Annotated in this window: 24 protein-coding genes and 1 tRNA gene; 19 read left to right on the top strand and 6 right to left on the bottom strand. The window is 43.9% G+C overall.

All coding sequences use genetic code 11. From position 1 onward, the window contains the following. Positions 1-2: 2 nt before the first annotated feature. Entirely contained in the window at positions 3-3,842 is a 3,840-nt protein-coding gene (locus tag ICN28_RS06720; protein ID WP_216287270.1) for an FAD/FMN-binding oxidoreductase, read from the bottom strand. A 58-nt stretch (positions 3,843-3,900) separates the two neighbouring features. After that, positions 3,901-4,431: a YqaA family protein gene (locus tag ICN28_RS06715; protein WP_216287269.1), complete on the bottom strand. Its 531-nt coding sequence runs from the start codon at positions 4,429-4,431 to the stop codon at positions 3,901-3,903. A gap of 40 nt (positions 4,432-4,471) precedes the next feature. On the opposite strand from ICN28_RS06715, the gene ilvA reads away from it, so the two are divergent. Genes ilvA through queF form a run of 3 tightly spaced genes read left to right on the top strand, consistent with a single transcriptional unit; the run spans position 4,472 to position 7,741 of the window. Further along, positions 4,472-5,992 (top strand): threonine ammonia-lyase, biosynthetic, encoded by a 1,521-nt coding sequence (gene ilvA / locus ICN28_RS06710; RefSeq protein ID WP_216287268.1) that lies wholly within the window; start codon positions 4,472-4,474, stop codon positions 5,990-5,992. 2 nt (positions 5,993-5,994) lie between these two features. Continuing rightward, complete coding sequence (locus ICN28_RS06705) at positions 5,995-6,909, top strand: 5'-nucleotidase (protein WP_216287266.1); 915 nt, start codon at positions 5,995-5,997, stop codon at positions 6,907-6,909. A 1-nt stretch (position 6,910) separates the two neighbouring features. Beyond that, positions 6,911-7,741, top strand: coding sequence for an NADPH-dependent 7-cyano-7-deazaguanine reductase QueF (gene queF, locus ICN28_RS06700; RefSeq protein WP_216287264.1), 831 nt, complete (start codon positions 6,911-6,913; stop codon positions 7,739-7,741). Here queF and ssb read toward each other — a convergent pair whose 3' ends face one another. Further along, the gene (ssb, locus tag ICN28_RS06695; RefSeq protein WP_216287262.1) at positions 7,742-8,206 is read right to left on the bottom strand and encodes a single-stranded DNA-binding protein; all 465 of its coding nucleotides are present in this window, start codon (positions 8,204-8,206) and stop codon (positions 7,742-7,744) included. Positions 8,207-8,283: 77 nt separating this feature from the next. Further along, a complete protein-coding gene (locus tag ICN28_RS06690; protein WP_216287260.1) occupies positions 8,284-9,453 on the bottom strand; it encodes an MFS transporter in 1,170 nt (389 codons plus the stop codon). A gap of 39 nt (positions 9,454-9,492) precedes the next feature. On the opposite strand from ICN28_RS06690, the gene uvrA reads away from it, so the two are divergent. The 11 genes from uvrA to rapZ all read left to right on the top strand — a co-directional run bounded on the left by uvrA (position 9,493) and on the right by rapZ (position 20,016). Beyond that, complete coding sequence (gene uvrA / locus ICN28_RS06685; RefSeq protein WP_216287259.1) at positions 9,493-12,348, top strand: excinuclease ABC subunit UvrA; 2,856 nt, start codon at positions 9,493-9,495, stop codon at positions 12,346-12,348. Between the two features lie 23 nt (positions 12,349-12,371). Beyond that, positions 12,372-13,373 (top strand): SIS domain-containing protein, encoded by a 1,002-nt coding sequence (locus tag ICN28_RS06680; RefSeq protein WP_216287258.1) that lies wholly within the window; start codon positions 12,372-12,374, stop codon positions 13,371-13,373. A 1-nt stretch (position 13,374) separates the two neighbouring features. Beyond that, positions 13,375-13,944: an HAD family hydrolase gene (locus tag ICN28_RS06675; protein WP_216287257.1), complete on the top strand. Its 570-nt coding sequence runs from the start codon at positions 13,375-13,377 to the stop codon at positions 13,942-13,944. A gap of 2 nt (positions 13,945-13,946) precedes the next feature. Further along, positions 13,947-14,558 (top strand): LPS export ABC transporter periplasmic protein LptC, encoded by a 612-nt coding sequence (gene lptC / locus ICN28_RS06670; protein ID WP_216287256.1) that lies wholly within the window; start codon positions 13,947-13,949, stop codon positions 14,556-14,558. Between the two features lies 1 nt (position 14,559). Then, complete coding sequence (gene lptA, locus ICN28_RS06665; RefSeq protein ID WP_216287255.1) at positions 14,560-15,096, top strand: lipopolysaccharide transport periplasmic protein LptA; 537 nt, start codon at positions 14,560-14,562, stop codon at positions 15,094-15,096. Continuing rightward, the gene (lptB, locus tag ICN28_RS06660; RefSeq protein WP_216287254.1) at positions 15,093-15,842 is read left to right on the top strand and encodes an LPS export ABC transporter ATP-binding protein; all 750 of its coding nucleotides are present in this window, start codon (positions 15,093-15,095) and stop codon (positions 15,840-15,842) included. Before lptA ends, lptB begins: the two co-directional genes overlap by 4 nt. An 82-nt stretch (positions 15,843-15,924) precedes the next feature. Next, entirely contained in the window at positions 15,925-17,301 is a 1,377-nt protein-coding gene (gene rpoN, locus ICN28_RS06655) for an RNA polymerase factor sigma-54 (RefSeq protein ID WP_216287253.1), read from the top strand. Positions 17,302-17,311: 10 nt separating this feature from the next. Next, positions 17,312-17,638, top strand: a complete 327-nt coding sequence (gene hpf, locus ICN28_RS06650) for a ribosome hibernation-promoting factor, HPF/YfiA family (RefSeq protein WP_216287251.1) — start codon at positions 17,312-17,314, stop codon at positions 17,636-17,638. A 38-nt stretch (positions 17,639-17,676) separates the two neighbouring features. After that, positions 17,677-18,132 (top strand): PTS sugar transporter subunit IIA, encoded by a 456-nt coding sequence (locus tag ICN28_RS06645; RefSeq protein ID WP_216287249.1) that lies wholly within the window; start codon positions 17,677-17,679, stop codon positions 18,130-18,132. A 13-nt stretch (positions 18,133-18,145) separates the two neighbouring features. Next, positions 18,146-19,117, top strand: coding sequence for an HPr(Ser) kinase/phosphatase (gene hprK, locus ICN28_RS06640; RefSeq protein ID WP_216288176.1), 972 nt, complete (start codon positions 18,146-18,148; stop codon positions 19,115-19,117). Positions 19,118-19,119: 2 nt separating this feature from the next. Next, entirely contained in the window at positions 19,120-20,016 is an 897-nt protein-coding gene (gene rapZ, locus ICN28_RS06635) for an RNase adapter RapZ (RefSeq protein ID WP_216287247.1), read from the top strand. Here the strand turns inward: rapZ and mutY are convergent. Beyond that, positions 19,970-21,019, bottom strand: coding sequence for an A/G-specific adenine glycosylase (mutY, locus tag ICN28_RS06630; RefSeq protein ID WP_216287245.1), 1,050 nt, complete (start codon positions 21,017-21,019; stop codon positions 19,970-19,972). The genes rapZ and mutY overlap by 47 nt on opposite strands. Continuing rightward, positions 21,019-21,855 carry a bifunctional DNA-formamidopyrimidine glycosylase/DNA-(apurinic or apyrimidinic site) lyase gene (gene mutM, locus ICN28_RS06625; protein ID WP_216287243.1) on the bottom strand — a complete coding sequence of 279 codons (837 nt, stop codon included), beginning with the start codon at positions 21,853-21,855 and terminating at the stop codon, positions 21,019-21,021. The genes mutY and mutM overlap by 1 nt, the downstream gene beginning before the upstream one ends. Positions 21,856-21,890: 35 nt before the next feature. On the opposite strand from mutM, the gene ICN28_RS06620 reads away from it, so the two are divergent. From ICN28_RS06620 to ICN28_RS06600, 5 genes are all read left to right on the top strand, one after another. After that, positions 21,891-23,357, top strand: coding sequence for an outer membrane lipoprotein LolB (locus ICN28_RS06620; RefSeq protein ID WP_216287241.1), 1,467 nt, complete (start codon positions 21,891-21,893; stop codon positions 23,355-23,357). 3 nt (positions 23,358-23,360) lie between these two features. Beyond that, positions 23,361-24,221 carry a 4-(cytidine 5'-diphospho)-2-C-methyl-D-erythritol kinase gene (ispE, locus tag ICN28_RS06615; RefSeq protein WP_216287239.1) on the top strand — a complete coding sequence of 287 codons (861 nt, stop codon included), beginning with the start codon at positions 23,361-23,363 and terminating at the stop codon, positions 24,219-24,221. Between the two features lie 13 nt (positions 24,222-24,234). After that, positions 24,235-24,311: transfer RNA gene (locus tag ICN28_RS06610), tRNA-Gln, on the top strand. A 63-nt stretch (positions 24,312-24,374) separates the two neighbouring features. Then, complete coding sequence (locus ICN28_RS06605; RefSeq protein WP_216288175.1) at positions 24,375-25,331, top strand: ribose-phosphate pyrophosphokinase; 957 nt, start codon at positions 24,375-24,377, stop codon at positions 25,329-25,331. Between the two features lie 96 nt (positions 25,332-25,427). Then, positions 25,428-26,066: a 50S ribosomal protein L25/general stress protein Ctc gene (locus ICN28_RS06600; RefSeq protein ID WP_216287237.1), complete on the top strand. Its 639-nt coding sequence runs from the start codon at positions 25,428-25,430 to the stop codon at positions 26,064-26,066. The last annotated feature ends 2 nt before the right edge of the window (positions 26,067-26,068 follow it).

The raw sequence follows: 26,068 nt of genomic DNA, 5'->3' as shown, positions 1-26,068 counted from the left end.
TTTTAAACCAAGACTCTTTCAATACCACCTGTGTTGGCATTCTTCACGTAGTCAGCCATCCAGTTCTCACCAAGAATATGATTGGCCATTTCTACAACAATGTAATCCGCTTTAGTGCCTGAATCTTCATCAAAACGTGATAAACCCTGCAAGCATGATGGGCAGCTTGTTAAAACCTTCACCTCACCATCAAAGCCATCTCTTAAGGCATCAGCCCCTTTACGCATTTCAATTTCCTTACGGAAGCGAACTTGTGTCGAGATATCCGGTCTAGTCACCGCAAGAGTTCCAGACTCACCACAGCAACGTTCATTTTTAAGTATGGCAGCACCATCTTCAGTGGTCACCAAGCTATTCACCGTCTTAAGTGGATCTTGAAGTTTCATTGGGCTATGGCAAGGATCGTGGTACATGTAACGCACGCCCTTGGCACCTTCCAACTTAATACCTTTTTCTAACAAGAATTCGTGAATATCGATGATCCGGCATCCTGGGAAAATCTTGTCAAATTCATAACCAGCCAATTGGTCGTAACACGTGCCACATGACACAACCACTGTTTTAATGTCGAGATAGTTCAAAGTATTGGCCATGCGATGGAATAACACTCGGTTATCCGTAATGATCTTATCGGCCTTATCAAAATCACCTGAACCACGCTGAGGGTAGCCGCAACACAAATACCCAGGCGGCAAAATGGTTTGAACACCGGTATGCCAAAGCATGGCTTGTGTTGCCAACCCAACCTGTGAGAACAATCGCTCGGATCCGCAACCCGGGAAATAAAAGACAGCTTCCGTGTCCACCGATGTTGTTTTAGGATTCCTAATAATCGGCACGACATCATTGTCTTCAATATCCAATAAAGCGCGAGCTGTTTTCTTGGGCAAGTTTCCCGGCATCTTTTTATTGATGAAATGAATCACTTGCTCTTGAATCGGCGGCTTAACCAATGTTGTTGAGCGTGGCGCAGCAGTTTGCTTTTTAGCAAATCTCTTAAGTACATCATGCGCTAAGCGCTGCGCTTTATAACCCCACGACATCATTAACTTTCTCGTTAATTGAATTGTCTCTGGATTAGTTGCATTTAAAAAGAACATCGCTGCAGCAGCACCTGGGTTAAATTTCTTCTGCCCCATTTTGCGCAACAAGTTACGCATATTCATAGTGACATCACCGAAGTCAATCTTGACCGGGCAAGGTGTTAAGCACTTATGACATACAGTGCAGTGAGCTGCAACGTCATCGAAAGCTTCCCAATGCTTAACTGAAACACCCCTTCTGGTTTGCTCTTCATATAAGAAAGCTTCAACCAATAAAGATGTTGCCAAAATTTTATTTCTTGGGCTGTATAGCAAATTGGCGCGCGGCACATGGGTTGCACAAACTGGCTTGCACTTGCCGCAACGCAAACAATCTTTGATGCTAGTTGCAATTGCACCAATATCACTTTGCTGCATGATCAAGGACTCATGCCCCATCAAACCAAAGCTTGGTGTGTAGGCATTTCTTAAATCTGCCCCAGGCATTAATTTGCCTTTATTGAAGCGCCCCTCTGGATCTACTTTTTCTTTGTACGATCTAAAGTCTTTGATTTCATCTTCAGTCAAATACTCTAATTTTGTAATGCCAATACCGTGCTCACCTGAAATAACGCCATCCAAAGATCTAGCCAATGCCATGATTCGATCGACTGATTTATGAGCATCTTGCAACATGTCATAGTTATCAGAGTTAACAGGAATATTGGTGTGAACGTTGCCGTCACCTGCATGCATGTGTAAAGCAACGAATACACGACTGCGTAGCACTCGTTTGTGAATGACTTCACACTCTTGCAAAATCGGCTCAAAGGCTACACCACTGAAAATCTTTCTAAGTTCAGCACGTACCTCTAGCTTCCATGACGCTCTTAAGCTTCGATCCTGAAGACCTGAGAAGAATTGATCGATGTTGCCAGCCCAATTAGACCAACGCTGACGAACATCAACCATCAATTGAAGAGCTTGAGCAACTCGATCCTCAAGCAACTCGGCACCAGGAATATCGCTGGCATCATCGGCCTTACCTAAAGGCAATTGACCTTGCTTAAAAAACTGCTCCAACTCATCGATAAGCTGAAGTTTATTTTTGAGTGATAACTCAATGTTAATGAGTTCAATACCATCGGTGTACTCACCCATGCGATTCAAAGGAATCACCACATCTTCGTTCACCTTAAACGCATTGGTATGTCTAGCAATAGCTGCTGTTCTTGAACGATCTAACCAAAACTTTTTACGTGCTTCAGGGCTAATCGCAACAAAACCTTCACCCACTCTAGCATTGGCCATACGAATAACTTCGCTAGCAGCTACTGCAACAGCATTCTCATCATCACCAACGATGTCACCAATCAAAACCATCTTTGGCAAAACATTGCGCTTCGATTTGGTCGCGTATCCAACAGCTTTTAAGTAGCGCTCATCCAAATGCTCCAGGCCAGCCAAAATAGCGCCGCCTTGTTTAGTTTGTTCATCAAGGTAAGCTTTAATTTCAACAATGCTTGGAATGGCATCTCGGGCTTGGCCAAAAAACTCCAAACAAACTGTGCGAATTTGCTTTGGCATTCGATGCAAAACCCAGCGCGCACTTGTAATCAAGCCATCACAGCCTTCTTTTTGAACACCTGGCAAGCCTGACAAGAACTTATCCGTCACGTCTTTACCCAGACCCTCTTTACGGAAGCGCTTACCCTCGATTTTTAATTCTTCAGTTTTTAATACTTTTTGGCCAGGCAACTTCGTGCCATCTGACCAAACTAATTTGAAAGTCGCAAAATCAGCATCATGAATTTTGCTCATGTTGTGACCAATGCGCTCGATGTCTAACCAGTTACCCTCAGGGTCTACCATGCGCCATGAAGCCAAGTTATCCAGAGCTGTTCCCCAAAGAACTGCTTTCTTACCGCCTGCATTCATGGCGATATTGCCACCAATACAGCTAGCCTCAGCTGAGGTAGGGTCAACAGCAAAGACGTTGCCGGATTTATCAGCAGCATCAGAAACACGTTTTGTGACAACGCCAGCTCCAGAGTAAATCGTTGCAACAGGTTGATCTAAACCTGGTAACTGCAACATCTCAACAGGACCCAATGTTTCTAATTTTTCCGTGTTAATCACAGCTGACATAGGTGTCAATGGAACGGCACCACCGGTGTAACCCGTACCACCTCCACGTGGAATGATGGTCAACCCTAATTCAACACAACCCTTCACAAGAGCTGGTATCTCTTCTTCAGAATCGGGAGTCAAAACAACAAACGGGTACTCAACACGCCAGTCAGTTGCGTCAGTTACATGAGAAACCCTAGCCAGACCATCGTAGGCAATATTGTCAGCTGCCGTATATTTACCCAATACTTTTCTTACTTTTTTACGCAAAGCTCCAACACGATCAAATTCAGCATTGAAGTGCTGTATCGCCTCTGAAGCGCTGGAGACTAATTTGCCAACCTTGTCAGCTAAATCTGTCGTCATCCTTTTTTGAACTTCGCCCAAACGATGGTTCAAAGCTTCAATCAATTGTTTGCGACGACCGGGATTGTCAAGAAGGTCATCTTGCAAGTATGGATTACGTTGCACAACCCAAATGTCACCCAATATTTCGTAAAGCATTCTGGCTGAACGACCTGTTTTACGACCAGACCTTAATTCATCCAAAATCTGCCAAGCATCCTGCCCCAACAAACGAATCACAATCTCTCTGTCTGAGAAAGATGTGTAGTTGTACGGAATCTCACGCAAGCGTGGTGCTTTTTGCAAATGATCTTCGAGGCTATTTAAGGGCAATGGGGCGTTCATATCGCTAGCTTTCACTAAAAGATCATTTTAAAGGACTATCTGAAATAACGTTTCATTCTTAATTAGCGAGCTGAAACCACTTCCCCAAGATGGTCATCAAGGTATTTCCGATATAGGACCAAAAACCATCAGGAATCATTAAAAGAACATAGGTCATAGAGACGTATCTTATGAATTTACCAATAGCCATGTAGAGTAAACAAGGCAGCCAAGGCAGCCTCAACCAGCCTGCAACCGCACACAGTGGATCCCCCACAATCGGTAGCCAGGAAAATAACAGTGCCGGCGGTCCCATTTTCTCGAACCATTTCAATAATTTATGCTCGTGGCGCCCCGATAACTTCTCATGGGCCTTGCTAGCGCCAAACCCTAAGAGCCAATTAAGCATTCCCCCTAAGGTATTACCTACTGTTGCTACCAGCACAGCCAGCCAAAACAAATCCGGATTAACCTTCACATAGGCAAATAAAACCGGCTCTGAACCCATAGGTAAAAGGGTTGCAGAAATAAATGACACAATAAATACCGCTGGTAAACCAACGGCGGGAAGTGATAGCCAAACTAAAAAATTATGTAATTCGGATTCCATGTTTAGTCATTTTAGGGTGTTGCCGTGATACGCTCACAGGATGCCTAAAGATTACTTAAGAAAAATTCTAACCGCTAAGGTTTATGACGTTGCTAGAGAAACAGAGTTACATCTTGCTCCACAACTAACTGCCCGCCTTAAAAACAAGGTTTTATTAAAGCGCGAAGACAACCAACCTGTCTTCTCCTTCAAGCTTCGTGGCGCCTATAACAAAATGGCCCATTTGAGCGCTGTAGAACTGAAAAGAGGCGTCATAGCAGCCTCTGCCGGCAACCATGCCCAAGGCGTTGCTCTGTCAGCCTCAAAACTTGGCTGCAAAGCGATTATCGTGATGCCTACAACCACCCCCCAGCTAAAAATTGATGCTGTAAGAGACAGGGGCGGTAAATCTGTTGAAGTCGTCTTATTTGGGGATTCCTATAGCGATGCGTATCAGCACGCGCTTGCCCTGGAAAAGAAACACAAGCTAACATTTGTTCACCCTTTTGATGATCCAGACGTCATTGCTGGTCAAGGCACGATTGCTATGGAAATCTTGCAACAACATCAAGAGCCAATCGATGCCATCTTTTTGGCTATCGGTGGTGGAGGACTTATAGCAGGAGTGGGTGCTTACATTAAATCAGTTAGACCCGATATAAAAGTCATCGGCGTACAAACTATTGATTCCGATGCCATGAAAAAATCCCTTGAAGCAGGTCGTCGGGTGGAACTCAAAGACGTTGGCCTTTTTTCAGATGGCACAGCAGTCAAAATCGTGGGTAAAGAAACCTTCAGACTCTGCCAAGAAGTGGTTGATGAAATTATCACCGTTGATACAGATGCTATCTGCGCTGCCATCAATGATGTCTTTACAGATACTAGAAGCATCCTAGAGCCTGCTGGTGCATTAGCATTAGCTGGTCTTAAGGCCTATGTCGATCGCGAAAAATGCAAAGATCAAACCCTCATTGCCGTAGCTTGTGGCGCAAACATCAACTTTAATCGCCTTAGATTTGTCGCTGAACGTGCTGAGGTTGGTGAGGCTAAAGAGGCTGTTTTTGCAGTCACCATCCCAGAGGAACGCGGCTCATTTAGACGTTTTTGTGAATTGCTCGGCGAACGAAATGTGACAGAGTTCAACTACCGTATTGCTGATGCTGCGAAAGCGCACATCTTTGTTGGTATTGCCACTCAAAAAGCGAGTGACAGCTCTCAGATTGCTAAATCATTTACAAAGTCTGGTTTCAACACTATTGATTTAACCCATGATGAGTTAGCCAAGTCACATTTAAGACACATGGTTGGTGGCCGCTCCCATTTAGCCAAAGATGAATTGCTATATCGTTTTGAGTTTCCTGAAAAACCAGGTGCCCTGATGAAGTTTTTAACCAGCATGGCGCCTAACTGGAATATCAGCCTATTCCATTATCGAAACCATGGCGCTGACTACGGCCGAATCCTCGTTGGCATGCAGGTCCCCTCCAATGAGAAAAAGGAACTCAAGAAGTTTTTGGCAAGCCTTGGCTATCCTCACTGGGATGAAAGCGCTAACCCTGCTTACAAATTATTTTTGGCATAAACATGGGCTTTTCACTTGAAGGGAAATTAGTTGTTGCCATCTCCTCCAGGGCACTCTTTAACTTTGAAGAAGAAAATCAAGTTTTTGAAGCCAGTGATGACAGCGCCTATATGCAACTTCAGTTGGAGCGTATTAATACATCGGCTCAACCAGGTGTAGCGTACCCATTAGTCAAAAAATTACTGAGCTTTAATACTGGATCACAGCAAAACGTTGAAGTTGTGATCCTCTCAAGAAATGACCCGGTGAGTGGATTGCGCGTTTTTCGCTCAGCTAAAAGTAACAACCTCATGATTGAACGAGGCGTGTTTACCAGAGGCAGACCGCCCTATCACTATCTCAAATCATTACAGGCCAACCTTTTTCTCTCAGCCAATGAGAATGATGTCAGAGCCACTCTTGAAGCAGGCTTTCCGGCAGCCATGGTGTTCCCAAAAAGCAAACAAATTGCCGAGTCTCACCCTGATGAAATTCGGATTGCATTCGACGGAGATGCCGTTCTTTTTTCCGATGAAGCAGAGCAGGTTTTTCAAAGTGAAGGGCTTGATGCTTTTGTTGCTCACGAGAGCCATAAAGTTGCCATCCCTTTACCGCCAGGGCCATTTAAACCATTACTCGAAGCGCTTCATCGTCTTCAAAGTGCTGCCAATCAGACTGGGCACTCAATGAAAATTAGAACGGCATTAGTTACTGCTCGCTCAGCACCTGCTCACGAAAGAGCCATTCGAACATTGATGGCTTGGGGTGTCACTGTTGATGAAGCGATGTTTTTAGGCGGCCTTCCGAAAAAAGAATTTTTAAAAGAGTTTGAACCTGATTTCTTTTTTGATGATCAAACGGGCCATTGTGAATTAGCTTCTGACGTGGCGCCCACAGGACAAGTATTATCCGGTATCGCCAATCAAATCAAAAAGTAATATGAGTCATTTAGATCACGCGCCACTTGGCAAAATATCAGACAATCCTTCGCAATATAGTCCCGCCTTACTTTTCCCCATCAGTAGAAATGAAAATAGGATGGCATTGGGTATCAATGGTTCACTTCCATTTTTTGGTGTTGATATTTGGAACGCCTACGAACTGAGTTGGCTCAATCTAAAAGGTAAACCTCAAATTGCTATTGCTAGCTTTGTGGTGCCAGCCAATTCACCCAATATCATCGAGTCAAAGTCTTGGAAGCTTTACCTCAACAGCCTTAACAATCATCGACTTGATTCTCAAGAAAGTCTGACTCAATTATTAAGTACCGATCTTTCAAATGCAGCTGGAGCCCCTGTAAGCGTGCAACTCCACCAACCTGACAAGGTTAGCCAAGCTGGCATGAAAGAATTGGGCGGTAAGCTACTAGACCGTCTTGATTTAGAAATTGACCCACATCAGCCACCTGATGCATCGCTTCTACAGATAGATTCCAGCCTAGGAGTTGTCGAAGAATCTTTTGTGACTCACCTGCTCCGATCTAATTGTCCGGTCACAGGACAACCTGATTGGGCTAGCGTACAAATTAATTATGTGGGGCCCACGATTCAAGAAGAATCCCTATTAAGGTATCTAATAGCCTTTAGAGAACATCAAGAATTCCATGAGCATTGTGTAGAGAAAATCTACATGGATATCAAAGAAAAATGCCGCCCTAGTAAGCTATCGGTTTATGCCCGATATACGCGTAGAGGCGGCATAGATATCAACCCATTCAGAGCTGATTACAACGCTGAGTGGCCAGAGAATATCCGCCACTCGCGTCAATAATTAAAACGGAATATCGTCGTCAATATCACCTAAGCTTGGACTATTCATTGGCGCAGATGATCTGGACTCTGACATTGAAGAACCACCAGAGGATGATCCACCTGACATACCACCATCTGAAGATCCTGGCGCCCTGCCACCTAACATCTGCATAGTTTCAGCAACGATTTCGGTTGAATACTTTTCTTGACCACTTTGGTCTGTCCACTTACGCGTGCGTAAACGACCTTCAACATAAACCTGAGAACCTTTTTTCAAATATTTTTCTGCTACTTCAGCAACTTTGCCAAAGAAAGCAACACGATGCCACTCTGTGTTTTCACGCATTTCGCCTGATTGCTTATCGCGATAGCGATCTGTTGTTGCGATTGAAATATTAGTTACTGCGTCACCACTTGGTAAGCGACGAGTTTCTGGGTCACGGCCAACATTACCCACAATAATTACTTTATTTACCGATGCCATTTTTGTCTCCCGAAGAAAAGTTGTTGTACCGAAACGCTAAATTTATCTTGCCACTGATGAGTCCTAAAAGAGAGCTATTAGCTCTGTTGAGGAGCTCTCTCAGATAGTTCTCGCATAGACCACGCAATTATAAGCCAGGCAAATATCAGGGATGCTCCAAGATAAAAAACGGCTGACTCACTCCTATTTTGAAGCACCCAACCGCCTAAGACCCCACCTAAAAATAATCCAGCTGATTGGGTAGTGTTATAGATACCTAATGCGGTTCCCTTGGCATGACTTGCCCAACGAGAAACCAATGATGGCTGCATCGCCTCAAGGATATTGAAGCCGATAAAGTAAACCAGCACAGCAAGAGCCAGCATCGATAACGACTCTGAACTTGCCATGATGAGCTGTGCAACCATCATGCTGGCAATACCAAATAGAAAAGCTGGCTTCATACGTTTACGACGCTCACTCATCATGATGATCGGGGCCATACATACAAAAGAAATCAAAACTGCCGGCAAGTACAGCTGCCAATGCGATGCCAAAGGTAAGTCGGCCTTAACCAATAAACGTGGCAAGGTTAAGAAGAGTGCAATTTGTACCGCATGCAAGACCAAAACACCCAGATTGAGTCGTAATAAGTCTTTATTAAAGAAAACGTCAGAAAATTTTGCTGTGAAAGGAGTTTGACCAGTCTTATCTTGGCTAGGCACAGCAAAAATAGCCAGCATGATGGCGCCCAGACCTAAACAAGCCATTAGATAGAACATGCCGTCCAAACCAATAGATTCATGCAATGGCGAAGCCAAAACCAAAGATAAAGCGAATGTCAGAGCAATACTGCCCCCCACCATCGCCATAGCTCTTGTTCTTGTCTCTTCTCGGGTCAAATCCGCCAACCAAGCTGTCACAGCAGCCGAGACTGCTCCAGCCCCTTGAATAGCCCTTCCTACCGTAATCCAGACCAAATCATCATGACTGGCAGCGATCAGAGCCCCAATCACAAAAAGAACCAGCCCCAGCACCACAATTGGGCGGCGGCCAAAACGGTCTGAAAGCATTCCTAGAGGGATATGGAGGCAAGCCTGAACAAAACCGTAAATACCTAAGGCTAAACCAACCAAAACTGCCTGATCACCGCCTGACAGGCCTTTGGCATGCATGGAGAAAATCGGCAAGATCAAAAATAGCCCCAACATTCGGAGGGCAAAGATACCGGCTAATGAGAGGGCTGAGCGAAGTTCTGTTTTTTCCATAAAGAAGAGCTATATTAACTGGTTACGCAGAGAAAATTCATGGATACGATAAAAATACGCGGTGCCCGCACCCACAATCTCAAAAACATCAATCTAGATATTCCTAGAGATCAATTAGTGGTTATCACTGGTTTATCTGGATCAGGCAAAAGCTCATTGGCATTTGACACGCTCTATGCGGAGGGTCAACGTCGCTACGTTGAGTCATTATCCGCATATGCCCGTCAATTTTTACAGCTAATGGAAAAGCCAGATGTCGATTCAATTGAAGGTCTGTCACCCGCTATTTCAATCGAACAAAAAGCCACCAGCCACAACCCTAGGTCAACGGTTGGCACTGTCACAGAAATTCATGATTACCTACGTCTACTGTTTGCAAGAGCTGGAACCCCTCACTGCCCGGAACACCACCTACCCCTAGAAGCTCAAAGCGTCTCACAAATGGTAGACACTGTTATGTCAAAGCCAGAAGACACCAAACTCATGATTTTGGCACCGGTAGTCAGTGAACGCAAAGGGGAACACATTGATCTTTTTGAAGATCTTCAGGCTCAGGGCTTTGTGCGTTTTAGAATCAAATCAGGCGGAGGCACAGCGCAACACGCTGAAGCCAAAATTTATGAAGTGGATCAGCTTCCTAAATTAAAGAAAAATGAAAAACATTCTATTGATGTGGTTGTTGATCGTATCAAGGTGAAAGAAGATATTCAGCAGCGTTTAGCAGAGTCGTTTGAAACAGCTCTTAGACTAGCTGATGGCCGAGCGATTGCTCTTGAAATGGACACCAACAAGGAGCAACTATTTTCTAGCAAATTCTCTTGCCCAGTTTGCTCCTACTCTTTGCAAGAATTAGAACCTCGCTTGTTCTCATTTAACAACCCAATGGGCGCCTGTCCAAGCTGTGATGGCTTAGGGCACATCACCTTCTTTGACCCTAAAAGAGTGGTTGCTCATCCTGAACTATCACTGGCCTCCGGAGCCATTAAAGGTTGGGACAGACGAAATCAATTCTATTTCCGCCTTTTACAGAATCTCGCTAAGCACGCCAATTTTGACCTTGAGCAATCTTTTGAAAGTCTACCCAAAAAAGCACAGGAATTAGTTTTGTATGGTTCAGGCTCCCAAGATATTCCCTTTGAATACCTCAATGAAAAAGGGAAAATTATTTTCAGAGAGCATAGCTTTGAAGGCATCGTTGCTAACTTTGAGCGTCGCTATAAAGAGACAGACTCTGGCGCAGTAAGAGAAGAGCTCGCCAAGTATCAAAACAATAAGCCCTGCCCAAGTTGTGAAGGCACGCGCTTAAGAACTGAAGCAAGAAATGTCAAAGTTGGGGACGGTAACCAAGCCAGAGCCATTTATGAGGTTAGCAATCTACCCCTTGGTAAAGCGTTGGAATACTTCAAAACATTGGAATTGAAGGGCGCTAAGAAAGAAATAGCCAGCAAAATTATTTCTGAAATTGGCTCACGGTTAAGTTTCTTAAATGATGTTGGTTTGAATTATCTTTCTCTTGATCGAAGTGCCGATACGCTATCTGGCGGTGAAGCACAACGAATTAGATTGGCCTCACAAATTGGTTCCGGTTTAACTGGTGTCATGTATGTACTTGATGAACCTTCAATTGGCTTGCATCAGCGCGATAACGATCGACTCATTGGCACTCTTAAACACTTAAGAGACCTAGGTAACTCTGTTCTAGTTGTGGAACATGATGAAGATATGATCAGAGCTTCAGACTATGTCATTGATATTGGTCCTGGAGCTGGCGAGCATGGCGGCAAAATTATTGCTGAAGGAACACCTGCAGAAATTCAGGCGCACGCCACGTCTCTAACAGGTGCTTACCTGTCAGGCAAGGAAGGCATTGCCATACCTAAAAATCGTGTTCCTAAAGGTGAAAAGAGCTTAAAGATTCTAGGCGCTACAGGTAACAATCTCAAAGATGTTGATATTGAAATTCCATTAGGTCTTTTAACTTGCGTGACTGGCGTATCAGGTTCAGGTAAATCAACACTTATTAACGATACGCTGCACCATGCTGTCGCTCAACATCTTTATGGGTCCAATGCCGAACCAGCAGCTCATAAAGAAATACAAGGCCTGGAGCATTTTGACAAAGTCATTAACGTCGATCAGTCGCCTATTGGCAGAACACCTCGTTCCAACCCCGCCACCTATACCGGCTTATTCACCCCCATTCGCGAGCTATTTGCAGGGGTTCCAGCTTCAAGAGAGCGCGGGTATGAAGCCGGTCGATTCTCATTTAACGTGCGCGGTGGTCGCTGCGAAACTTGTGAGGGCGATGGTGTCCTGAAAGTGGAAATGCACTTTTTACCGGACGTTTATGTTCCCTGCGATGTTTGTCACGGCAAACGATACAACCGTGAAACATTAGACATTCGCTATAAAGGCAAAAACATTCATGAAGTTCTATCGATGACGATCGAGCAAGCTCATGAGTTTTTTGAGGCGGTGCCAACAGTTAAGAGAAAACTTAAAACACTCCTTGATGTAGGTTTGGGTTACGTGAAACTTGGACAAAGTGCGACCACACTCTCCGGCGGAGAAGCACAACGGGTCAAGTTATCACTAGAACTCTCAAAACGAGATACCGGCAGAACACTGTACATTCTCGATGAGCCAACGACGGGCTTACATTTCCATGACATCCAATTACTTTTAAAAGTGATTCATACTCTTAAGAAGCATGGGAATACAATTGTCATTATTGAGCATAACTTGGATGTGATTAAGACTGCTGACTGGGTTATTGACCTAGGCCCCGAAGGCGGTGGCGGTGGCGGTGAGATCATTGCTGTTGGAACACCTGAAGATGTCGCAAAAGTGAAGAAAAGTTATACCGGCAAATACCTTGCTCCTTTATTGAAATAAGATCTAAGACATATACTGTTGCTATGACAAAACTAACATCTGCACAAAGCCAAAGGGCAATCGATTTAGCTAGAGAAACTCTGGCAATCGAGGGTGATGCCATTCTGAATTTACAAAAGAATCTAAATGGTAGCAATGCTGAAATGTTTAGCCATGCCATAGAAATTTTATTGGGCTGCAGTGGTCGAATTGTTGTTTCAGGCATTGGCAAGTCAGGTCACATTGGACACAAAGTAGCCGCAACTTTTGCATCCACCGGATCACCTGCTTTTTTTGTGCACCCAGCCGAAGCAAGCCATGGTGACTTAGGCATGGTGACGCAACAGGACGTCTTTGTTGCCTTCTCTAACTCCGGGGAAACAAGCGAACTCACAGCCATCGTGCCCATTATTAAAAGAACGGGTGCCAAGCTGATCGCTTTAACTGGCAACCCACAGTCTTCATTAGCTCAGTTAGCCGATTCACACATCAATGTCAGTGTTGAAAAGGAAGCTTGCCCTCTTAATTTAGCACCTACAGCAAGCACCACTGCCGCCTTAGCAATGGGCGATGCATTAGCCGTTGCGCTTTTGGATGCGAGAGGCTTCAAGCCTGAAGACTTTGCAAGATCTCATCCTGGTGGCAGCCTCGGCAGAAAACTACTGACTCATGTCAGAGATGTGATGAGAAGCGGTGACGAGGCTCCTCGCACCAATATCAAATCCAGCATCACGGATGCCCTTCTTGAAATCACAGCGAAGAGAATGGGCATGACTGTGATTGTTGATGATGCCAACAAAGTTTTAGGTATTTTTACGGATGGTGACTTACGTCGCTTGATTGAGAAAAATAACCAGTTTCAGAATACAGCACTTGTTGATGCAATGACTCCAAGCCCACGCACCATTTCGGAAGAGTTACTAGCAGCTGAAGCGGTTGAAATGATGGAGCGATACAAAATTAATCAATTGGTTGTTGTTGATGCGCAGGGCCGCTTACTAGGCGCCTTGAACTTGCACGATCTATTTGCTGCTCAGGTTATTTAACATGCGAAATACCTTTAATACCTTAACTACAAACTCTATTAGCGACTTCCCTCAAGCAATGGAGCGTGCCGCCAATGTCAAATTATTGGTACTGGATGTTGATGGCGTTCTAACTGATGGCAGCCTATTGGTTGGCCCAGACGGGAAAGAAGCGTTAAAAATTTTTGATAGCTTAGATGGTCATGGCATCAAACTATTGCAATCAACAGGCATCACTGTCGCCATCATTACAGGCAGAACATCAGGGATGGTGGAAGGACGAGCCAAAGAATTAGGTATTGAGCACGTTCAAATGGGTATCAGTAAAAAAATGGATGCACTCCAATCTCTTTTAAAGAAGACTGGATACCAACTTTCTGAATGTGCCGCTATGGGTGATGATTGGCCTGATTTAGCCATCCTGCCCAAAGTTCATTTGGCTATTTGTCCAGCCCAAGCTCATGAAGAAGTAAAAAAACGCGTTCACTACGTTACTCAAAAAACAGGTGGGAGCGGCGCAGTACGTGAGGCATGTGACTTAATCATGAAGGCTCAAGGTCATTACGAGCGCCTCCTTAAAGAGTCTTTATAAGCATGCAGCTCTTGGCACCTCTCCTTAAGTTTTTGCCAATCTTGTTAATGGGGTTGTTAACCTTAGGAACATACTGGATGGTTCAAATGAGTCATCCTGATGAAATCAGCGCACAACCCAAAAAACACGTTCCCGACTACATCATGGATCAAATTGTGGTGACCACTTTAGGTCCGCAAGGTGGCACACTCTATAGAATTGTTGGGGACAAGCTAACGCACTACGAAGATGACGCAAGCTCAGAAATTGATTTCCCTATCGCGCGAAGATTTAATCCAGGCAAACCAGCTACGACGGTCCGATCGGATAAAGGCCTACTTAATAGTGATATGACTGTCCTTCATTTAGTGGGCAACGCCACCCTACTACGCCCATCTCAAGCATCGACACCCAATCAACCTGGTAGTGCTCGCATGTTCATGAGCTCTACTAAATTTACAGTTCTGATGAATGAGGATATTGTTAAGACCAATCAACCTGTAACCCTCGAACAGGGCTTATCTGTCATGAACTCACAAGACGGCGCCATTTTTGATAACGTTAATCAAAAGCTCATCATGATTGGGCAAGTCAAAGGTCGCATTGAATCTGAGCAGAAAAGTCAGGCTCAATAGCATGAAGCTACTCTTAACACTACTTGCACTCTTAGTAAACTTTTCAGCATCTACTCCTGTTTTTGCTGAAAAAGCAGACAAAGATAAGCCCATTTCCCTGTCATCCGATAAAGCTTCTTTTGATGACATTCAGCAAATTTATCACCTTGAAAAAAATGTCTTACTCACCAAAGGTACATTGATCATTCGCGGTGAAAGCGCCACGATTAAAATTGATCCTGAGGGCTACCAATTTGCCACCATCATTGCTAAGCCAGGTTCTATCGCAAGTCTCAAGCAAAAAAGAGATACAGCCTTCGATGAATATACAGAAGGCTTCGCAGAGAAAATTGATTATGATGCCAAGCTTGAAACTGCGACCCTCGTTGGTAATGCTCGCATGAATAAATTATCCGGCACCAAGGTCTCTGACCAAATTCACGGGGATCAAATTCAGTACGATAGCAGTGATGAGAAGTATCATGCCATTTCAAAAGACTCGGTTCGATCAACACTTTCATCACGCAGAAAAGAACCTCTAGGAAATTTCAAAAAATGAGCTCAACCAACTCTACACTCTCAGCATTTGGTCTGCAAAAAAAATATGGCTCTCGCACTGTTGTCAGAGATGTCGGTGTTGAAGTTCAAAGTGGTCAAGTAGTTGGATTATTGGGCCCTAATGGCGCGGGCAAAACAACCTCTTTTTATATGATCGTTGGCCTTGTGCCTTTGGATGGCGGTGAGATCAAATTAAATGGCCAAGTCATTAGTCATCTTCCGATTCACGAAAGAGCAAAACTGGGCTTATCTTATTTGCCTCAAGAAGCTTCCGTCTTTCGAAAACTTAATGTTGAAGAAAATATCAAAGCTGTTTTAGAGCTGCAAACTGAAAATGGAAAACCTCTGTCGCAAGATGAAATCTCCAAAAGACTTGAGTCTCTTTTGCAGGAACTTCAAATTTCACATTTACGTAGCAATCCAGCCATGTCTTTATCGGGGGGCGAGCGCAGGAGAGTTGAAATTGCTCGAGCCTTAGCCTCTCAACCTAAATTCATTCTCTTGGATGAACCTTTTGCAGGCGTTGACCCCATTGCAGTTGGCGAAATTCAGAGAATTGTGCGATTCTTAAAAGACCGTCAGATTGGCGTACTCATTACGGACCATAACGTTCGTGAAACATTGGGCATTTGTGACTATGCTTATATTATTAGTGAGGGTAAAGTATTAGCATCCGGTGAACCATCAAAAATTATTGATGATGAGGCTGTTCGAAAAGTCTATCTTGGTGAAAATTTCAGGATGTAAGCCAGCTTACTAACCAATATTAATTATTTTTACAAGCAAATAACATACCAATCTTGATTTAACGGTCTAAAATGGTCGTTACATGAAGGCCTCGCTTAATCTTAGGTTTTCCCAAAACCTAGCACTTACCCCTCAACTACAGCAATCTATTAAGCTGTTACAGCTTTCGGCTATGGAGCTTGAGCAAGAGCTGATTGAGGCTGCAGAACAAAATCCTCTCATTGAATATCAGCCTGCTACGGAATTAGCCCCAACAGAGCCAATTCAACAACTTTCTCATAGACAAACATCCTCCAGTAAAAGTTCGAATGACTGGGATGAAACAGATGATCGATTTTCGAATATCAGTACGCCTGAGAGCTTGTTAGACCATCTATTGAGCCAAATAAGAGTGATGCGAATCTCCCCTCAAGAAAAAGCCTTGGTGGGACTTCTTGCTGGAAACCTTGATGCCAAAGGCTACTTAACCAGTAGCTTAGATGAGCTTGCTGAATCCTATGAGCCTCACATGGATATTGAGGATGGATTGCCTGCAGAGCAGATCAAACGAGCCCTATCACGATTGCAACATCTTGATCCTAGCGGTATAGGCGCGCGAGATTTAAGCGAATGCCTAAAACTCCAAATTGAAAATTCAGCTGAATTCACTCAACAGGATGATCTCTGGATTAATGCCCATAAAATCTGTTCAGAGCACTTGGAAAGTGTGGGGGCAAAAGATTGGCCAAGACTAAAAAAAATATTAAAGCTCACTGATGGCCAGATACAAGCTGCCGTTTCACTTATTAAAAGCCTTAAACATAATCCGGCCTCTGAATTTGGAAAAATTTTAGACATCACCCTCATCCCCGATGTCATCGTTAAACATAAAAAGGGGCAATGGCAAGTCTCACTTAACCCGGAAGCAATGCCAAAAATTAGCATTCATGAGGAATACGCTAAGGTGATTAGGGACAGCAAAGGCCAAGAGGATATGGGTGGCATCCAACAAAAATTGCAAGAGGCTAGATGGCTGGTAAAAAATGTGCTACAAAGAAGTGAAACCATCTTAAAAGTGGCAAAAGCTATCGTGGATAGGCAACAAAATTTCTTCAATCATGGTGAAATTGCCATGCGTCCTTTAGTTTTGCGAGAAATTGCAGATACTTTGGGATTACATGAGTCCACTATTTCAAGAGTAACCACCCAAAAATTTATGGCTACTCCAGCTGGTTGCTTTGAATTCAAATACTTCTTTGGCAGTCAGGTTTCAACTGATTCAGGGGGCTCAGTCTCTTCAATGGCCATCAGAGCTCTCATTAAGCAGTTAGTGGATGAAGAAAACCCAGAAAACCCACTATCCGACTCAGGCATTGTGGATCTTTTATCGACTAAGGGGTTTGTGGTTGCCAGACGTACGATTGCTAAATACAGGGAGTCTCTGCGCATCCCTGCCGTTCATTTGCGCAGAAAACAATAGGGAGCACAGCATGAATTTGAAAATTACGAGTCATCACGTAGAAATTACCCCAGCCATGCGATCACACCTTGAAGATAAATTACAGCGAATTAAGAATCATTTTGATCAAGTCATGACTATTTCAACGATTCTTTCAATTAATAATGAAAAAGAGAAGAATTTACGAAACCATGCAGAAATCACCATCCACTTGAAGGGTAAAGACCTCTTTGCTGAGGCCCATCATGAAGACATGTACCATGCGATGGACCTTGTTGTAGACAAACTAGATAGACAGGTGATCAAACATAAAGAAAAAGTACAGGATCATCACCATCAAACTCTTAAAAACTCTTGATTAAATAGGCCAAGGCAATCATATAATGCATTTCAGACATGAATGCCTTAGCCGAACTTATCACCCCACACAATATCGTTCTAGATATTGAGGCCTCAACACAAAAAGAATTATTTGCCTTTACAGGCCAGCTGTTTGAAAAAAATAATGGCATTTCAGCAAAGGTCGTTCAAACTTGCTTAGAGGCAAGAGAAGCTCTTGGGTCGACGGGGTTGGGAGAAGGGATTGCCATACCTCATGGACGCGTCAAAGATTTACCTGAGGCTCACCTTAGTTTTATTCGATTAAGCAATGGTATTGAATTCAACGCACCCGATGGCAAGCTAGTTCAAACTCTTGTGATCATGCTTGTACCAGAGCAAGCCACCCAATCACACTTAGAAATACTATCCCAAGTTGCTCAGATACTTTCTGATAAACAAACCAAAAAATTATTACTGACAGAAACAGACCCTGATACCATTTATCAGTTGCTAACTGCTTGGAATAAATAATATGACTCAGCCCATCAATTTAGCGGGCGTTACTGCTCAATCCCTATTTGATGCCAATCTAACAGAATTAAAACTAAGTTGGGTTGCTGGCCTAGAAGGGGCTGATAAAAGCTTTGATCTTGAAGCAGTCAAGTTAGCTTCATCCTCTTCAGACTTGGTTGGTCACTTGAATTTAATTCACCCAGATCGCATGCAAGTATTTGGCGTTCCTGAAGTGACTTATTATGAAAAATTAGATGTTGATAATCGAAAAAAACAACTAGCGACTCTGATTTCTCTTAAGCCACCATGCCTTATCATTGCAGACGGATGCGAGGCACACGAAGATATTATTCTTTACTGTCAAAGATCCTCAACACCGCTCTTTAAGAGCTCAGTCTCTGCTGCCACAGTCATTGACCACTTACGCTCCTATCTCACAAAAATAGGAGCTCCACGCGTTACCATGCACGGCGTCTTCATGGATATTCTTGGAATGGGTGTTCTGATCACTGGTGACTCCGGACTCGGGAAAAGTGAACTTGGTCTCGAATTGATTTCTCGAGGCCATGGTTTGGTAGCTGATGATGCCGTTGATTTCGCAAGACTCGGTGCTGACTATATTGAAGGAAGGTGTCCACCCATACTCAGAGACTTATTGGAAGTTCGGGGCTTAGGTCTATTGGATATTAGAACTATTTTTGGCGAAACAGCTGTTCGTCGTCGCATGAAGCTGAAATTAATCGTACAACTTGTTCGTCGAAACGATGGCGAGTTTGAGCGTCTGCCAATTGATGGGCAGTCAATCGATGTACTCGGCCTACAAATCCGTAGCGTAAAAATTCAGGTTGCAGCCGGTCGAAACTTAGCGGTTTTAGTTGAAGCAGCTGTTCGCAATACGATTCTTCAGTTGCGCGGCATTGACACACTCAAAGAATTTATGGAACGTCAGCGCAAACTCATGAATGCTGATGACAACAACAAATCACAGAGTCGCTTGTTATAACGATGCGTATTTTTATCATTACTGGTATTTCCGGCTCCGGCAAATCTGTTGCTCTCAACGCGCTTGAAGATGCCGGCTATGACTGTGTTGATAACTTACCCGTTGATTTCATCCAAGACCTGGTTCAATCGCTAGATTCTCAAGGTCGCGAAAAATTAGCCATTGCAGTAGATGCAAGACGCGGCCACTCCATTAAAGAGCTACCCGAGATCATTGAGCAACTCAAAAAAGATAATGATGTTCGTGTTTTATTTCTAAATGCCAGCACAGAAACACTTGTCCAGCGCTACTCGGAAACACGTCGCCGCCATCCTCTATCCAAAAGTGATGACAACAGGGCGCCTCAAGTTGCATTAATTGATGCCATTGAAAAAGATCGAGCACTTTTATCTGAGTTAGCAGAAACTGCTCACAACATTGATACAAGTCATATTAAAGCTCACACACTAAGATCGTGGATTCAGGATCTTTTAAAAGATGAGCGCCCTGGCCTCACAATGCTTTTTGAATCTTTTGGCTTTAAGCACGGCGTACCAAGAGATGCTGATTTGGTTTTTGATGTTCGCTGCCTTCCCAACCCTCATTACGATCCAACGCTAAGAGCATTAACCGGCAATGATCCTGAGGTTGCTAACTTTTTAAGGGAGCACCCAGAGGTTCAAGCAATGGGGGATGATATACGTCGATTTATAGAAACTTGGCTGCCTAAATACCAAGCAGACCGACGCAGCTATTTAACAATCGCTATTGGTTGTACGGGCGGACAACACCGTTCCGTCTATTTATCTAACTGTCTTTTTGATTATTTTTTAAAGCGCACCCAAGCAACGGGGGATGCGGCACTTCACCTTCTCAAGCGCCATCGCGAGCTAGATTCAAATCCTTCAAAAATAATTTGACAGGCGTCGGTAGACCCAACTTGTCAAGCTCAGCAAAACCAACCCAGGATAAGTGATCCCCCATTTTGGGAAGCTTCTTTTTAAGCGCCACTAGCTTTGGCTGAATTGTTAACTTTCGATGGCTTAAAAGATGTTGAATAGGTTTGCCATCTAAGATATCTGAGCCGACTGGCAAGCTGAGCTCCTCAGGAAAACTCCAAAGACCGGCCCATATGCCTTGATGCGCTCTTTTTTCCAAAAGTACTTTGCCATCGCGAACAACAACCCACCAATTCATATCCACTTTTGAAACTTTCACTTTTCTAATTTTTAGCGGTATGTTTTGAATGATGTTTAATTTCTTGGCCTGACATGCATTTAAAAATGGGCACGTCATACTACCTTTAACTGAACAGGCTGGATTAGATTGCGTACAACAAGTTGCACCAAAATCCATCAAACCTTGGGTGTACGTTATTAAATCCTCAGATGAATCGGGCAAAAGAGTTTCAGCATGCGCCCACAACTCCTTGACAGCAGCACTCTTACTTAAGTCGTCTTGTACACCCCAGACTCTTGCCAGTACGCGTTTAACGTTACCATCCAAAATGGCAGCCGATTTTCCATAGGCAAAAACAGCAATGGCTGCAGCAGTTGATCGACCAATTCCTGGCAAGGACTCCAATTGCTCTGGATCACTTGGAAATATGCCATCAAACTGATTCATAACAACCTGAGCGCACTTGTGCAGATTCCTTGCGCGAGTGTAATAGCCCATCCCACTCCATTCAGCCAATACATCATCAACGCTGGCAGAAGCCAAATCATCAACGGTTGGAAAACGCTCAAGGAAAGCTTGATAGCGCTCAATAACTGTCGTCACTTGCGTTTGCTGCAACATCACCTCGGATAACCAAACGCGATAAGCGGTTCGATTAAGCTGCCAAGGCAAATGATGTCGACCCTGCTTTTTTTGCCAAGCGATTAATTTCGGAGTGAAGCGCTCTACGTTAATGAAATTCATTATTTCTTTTGACACGTCGAACAGAAATAAGTTGATCGTTGTCCTTGCACAATTTGTTTAATCGGATTTTTACAAACTCGACACGGCAAAGTGGCACGATCATAAACTTTGGTTTGCAACATAAAGTGTCCTGGATCACCGTGACTGTCAACAAAATCTTTTAGGCTACTGCCACCAGCTTTAATCGCTTTACTGAGTGTTTCCTTAATTGCTATCGCAAGCTTTTTAGCTCTTGGCAAAGTTAACTTTCCAGCTGGCATTTCAGGATGAATTCCAGCTGAAAATAAACTCTCAGAACAATAGATATTCCCAACGCCAACAACTGCTTGACCAGCCAACAGCCATTGCTTAATAGCTATCTGACGCCCTTTAGCATGCCTAAATAAGTGCTGACCAGCGCACTCCTCATTAAACTCTTCTGAGAATGGTTCAACACCCAATTTAGCAATCAGAGGATGTTTTTCAATTTCACCACTTTCATCACTGGCCCAGAGCACTGCCCCAAACTTCCTGGGATCATGTAATCGCAAAACTTGTTTTCCAAACAAAATCTCCACGCGATCATGCTTTTTCAACTCATCATTTGGCTTTAATAAACGCAAAACACCGGTCATACCAAGGTGAATGATCAAATGCCCCTCGTCCATCCTAAAAAGCAAGTACTTCCCCCGCCGCTTAATTTGAGCCACTTTTTGACCCAATAAGATTTCTTCAAGATTTTTAGGTACAGGCCACCTTAAACGCCCATCATGAATCCGGACGCCAGTAATAGCTTTCCCTTGAATAAAGGGCTCTATTCCTTGTTTGGTAACTTCGACTTCGGGCAATTCTGGCATATCGTAATTGTAGGCTGTGAGATTAGAATGTGCTTATGACAAATAAATTGAAATTTTGGGTGGGTGCCGCTCTTTTAGCCATAAGCACTCATGGCTTAGCAGCCAATGGCAATAGCTCCGAGAGCTTAACTGCCGAGCAAATGTTCCAGGTACTAGCGTCAGAAATCGGCCTGCAACGGGGAGAAGCTGGCATTGCCTACCAAACCTATATTGGAATGGCCAGGAATAACCGTGATGCTCGGCTTGCTCAAAGAGCCATGGAGATAGCTATCGCAGCAAACTCTCCAAGCTTAGCTTTGGATGCGGCACGTCTATGGGACGAACTTGATCCTAAAGAAGCAAAAAGCATTTTTAGTACCTTACTCATGATCAACCAACGCTGGTCTGAAAGCGTTGCCCCTGCCCAAGCTCAACTAAAGAACCTTAAAACTTTAAGTGAAAAAGAAAAGTTGATGAACTCCTGGCGCCCTTTGGTTGCCAGATCTCAAGATGAGGATGCAGGCTTGATTGCTTTTTATCAAATCACGCGTAGCAGCATCACTCAAATTAACGATGACGAAATTCTTTACTTCTTCTCACTTGCCGCAGAAAAAGCAAAACAATTTAATGAGATGGAGGAAACTCTCAAGCGTCTGATCAAAAAAAACCCAAATAATAAAAGCGCACTCAATGCACTCGGTTACTCCTATGCAGACAGAGGCATTAAATTAAACGAAGCCGCCGTATTGCTAGAAAAAGCTCAGAAGCTTGCTCCTGACGATATGATGATTTTAGATAGTGTTGCTTGGGTCAACTATAAATTAGGAAAAAAAGAGCTTGCTGTACAACAACTTCAAAAGGCATTCGACATACAAACAGAGTCTGAAATTGGGGCGCATCTTGGAGAAGTTTTATGGGTATCCTCTAACAAAGAAGCCGCAGACATTGTTTGGCGTAAAGCAGAATCAATTGATGCCAACAATAAAACCCTTAAAGAAACTCTTGAGCGCCTGTGGCCTGATCGCGTTCCCAAAGCCCCTTTGAACGGTACCCAACAGCTATGGGATGGCCGGTTTGGAGTCAAGATCACGGGTCAAAAATCGAATGATGGTGGTAGTGGTGGCTTCAGCTTATCGCATGATGGTCAAACAGATATTCTTGATATTAGAAATCCGTTGGGTGGCTCACTAGCAAAAATTACCATTACTGCTTCTGGCGCCAAACTAGAAGATGGTGCCAAAGTATTTGAAGCTCATGATGCAGATGCATTACTTCAAAATTATTTGGGCCTACCTCTTCCAGCAAGAGGTCTATCCTACTGGCTAAATGGTCAAGCTCGAGTCGGGTCTTCAGCGAGAATTGAGCGAGATAAGCTTCATCGAACCATAAAAATGATTCAAGATGGTTGGTTCATGGACTTTTCTTGGAACGAGAAAAATCAACTTGAAAAATTGGACTTGGAGCGTCAAACAGCAAATGGACCAATTGTCATCAAACTTATTTTTGAGCCTGTTGATAACTAAACCATGATGGCAACAATGCAGCTTCTTGCTCCAGCAAAAATTAACCTATTTCTGCACGTCACCGGTCAGAGGTCGGATGGCTACCACTTGCTCCAGACTGTATTTCAGTTAATTGACTTATCAGATGAAGTGACCCTTCATAAAACCGAGGATGGTCAGATCACCAGGCTCAGTGGCGCTCAAAATATTCCTGCAGAGCAAGATTTAGTCATTCGAGCTGCAAAACTCCTTCAAAGTAAGACTCAAACTAACTTTGGGTGCACGATTGAATTAAAGAAAAAAATCCCAATGGGTGCCGGTCTTGGAGGTGGGTCTTCGGATGCTGCCAGCGTCTTGTGGGGCTTAAATGAGCTTTGGGAAACCGGCTTTAGCCGGCAGGAATTGATGACTTTGGGTTTGCAGCTTGGTGCCGATATACCCTTCTTTCTATTAGGTAAAAACGCCTTTGCTGAAGGGGTTGGGGAGGTTTTACAACCCTTAGAACTCTCTGAAAAAACGGTATTTGTTATTTACCCTCAAACCCATATCCCGACTGTAGATGTCTTTAAATCACCGGATTTGACGAGAAATCACCCAACCGTTACAATCTCAGACTTTATTGAATCACCTATTCAAGAACAGTTTGGCTGTAATGATTGTGAAAAGGTAGTGGTTCAAAAGTATCAGGCAGTTGCAGATGCAATTGAGTGGTTACGCCAAAAGGCTCCTTTATCGAGCCCAAGGATGTCAGGATCAGGTAGCAGCGTATTTGCTATAGTTGACCCTGATCTAGCCATTCAACTGTCAAAACAGCTGCCTCATCAGTGGCTAGGATTTGTTACACAGGGGCTTCATCAGCACCCGTCATACGAACCCAGTTCATAGGAGTAGATGCGAGAGGGGAGTCGCCAAGTTGGTTAAGGCACCGGATTTTGATTCCGGCATGCGAAGGTTCGAATCCTTCTTCCCCTGCCAACACTTAGATGTCGCATAATCCAAATACTCATCCAAAAAATATCAAATATGACACGAGGCTCCATGCATCCTGAAACCATGATGGTTTTTACTGGTAACGCCAATCCTGCACTAGCCAAGGCTGTAGCAGATCATCTTAAATTGCCACTAGGCAAAGCTGAGGTGGGTCGCTTCTCCGATGGAGAAATCCAAGTAGAAATCCAAGAAAACGTCCGTGGAAAACACGTTGTTGTTCTGCAGTCCACATGTGCTCCAGCTAACGATAACTTAATGGAGCTCATGATTATGGTAGACGCTCTTAAACGAGCCTCTGCCGGAAGAATTACCGCAGTGATCCCTTACTTTGGATATGCACGCCAAGACAGAAGACCTCGCTCAGCTCGAGTAGCTATATCAGCCAGGCTAGTGGCTAACATGCTGCAGCAAGTTGCAGGTGTAGACCGTGTTTTAACCATGGATCTTCACGCAGACCAGATCCAGGGGTTCTTTGATATCCCCGTGGATAATATTTACGCTTCCCCTATCCTTTTGACAGACCTTCAGTCTAAAAAAGGTCCTGATTTACTCGTTGTTTCACCAGACGTTGGTGGCGTTGTTCGAGCAAGAGCCCTAGCCAAACAACTAGGCTGTGACTTGGCTATTATTGATAAGCGCCGTCCTAAAGCTAACGTTTCTGAAGTGATGCACGTTATTGGTGAAGTCGATGGTCGTCACTGTGTGATTATGGATGACATGATTGATACAGGCGGCACTCTTTGCAAGGCTGCTCAAGTACTCAAGGAGCGCGGCGCCAAAAGTGTTGTTGCTTACTGTACCCACCCTGTTTTATCAGGTGGTGCTGTGGGTCGTATCGCTGAATCAGCTCTTGATGAGGTCGTGGTCACCGATACCATCCCCCTTAATGAAGAAGCTAAAAAACTTAGCAAAATCAGAGTCTTATCAACAGCCCCCCTACTTGCTGAGACACTTTCTCGCATTAGCACGGGCGATTCAGTGATGTCCTTATTCGCTGATTCTTGATTTTTTATTGTTTTTCAAGCTTTTAAGCTAAAATAGAAGGCTTTCCTAGTTGGTCGCGATTAGGAAAGCTTTTAATTTATTTATATTGGAGTTCATATGAAAGTTGTCGCTTACGAACGTAGCGTACAGGGAACTGGTGCGAGCCGCCGCCTGCGCATCACTGGCAAAACGCCTGGTGTTATTTATGGTGGTACAGAAGCCCCTCAAGCTATTGAGTTAGATCACAATGCTCTTTTTCACGCTTTGCGTAAAGAAGCATTCCACTCATCAATTTTGGATATTGAAATTGCTGGCAAGAGTCAAAAGGCTCTGCTTCGTGATTATCAAATGCATCCATTCAAGCCGTTGGTTCTTCACATCGACTTCCAACGCGTTGATGCTAAACAAAAAATTCACGTTAAAGTGCCTTTGCACTTTGTAAATGCTGAAATTGCACCTGCTGTTAAGTTAGGTGGCGCATTGATCAGCCATATTGCAACTGAAATTGAAGTTAGCTGTCTCCCTGCAGACTTGCCAGAATTCATTCAAGTTGATTTGGGTAAGATTGAAGTGGGTCACTCTGTTCACGTTAAAGATATTCCTTTACCAAAAGGTGTTGCACTTGTATCTCACCTTGAACAAGAAAACCCAGTTGTTGCTAATGCTCGTGTTCCTTCTGCTAAAGCTGAAGTGGAAACAGCAGCACCAGCTGCAGCTCCTGCAGCAGCACCAGCTGCTAAAGAGGAAAAGAAGTAATT

Origin of the sequence: Polynucleobacter sp. 30F-ANTBAC (assembly GCF_018882385.1) — a bacterium.
Taxonomy (GTDB): domain Bacteria; phylum Pseudomonadota; class Gammaproteobacteria; order Burkholderiales; family Burkholderiaceae; genus Polynucleobacter.
This window is presented reverse-complemented; position numbering and strand designations above follow the sequence as displayed.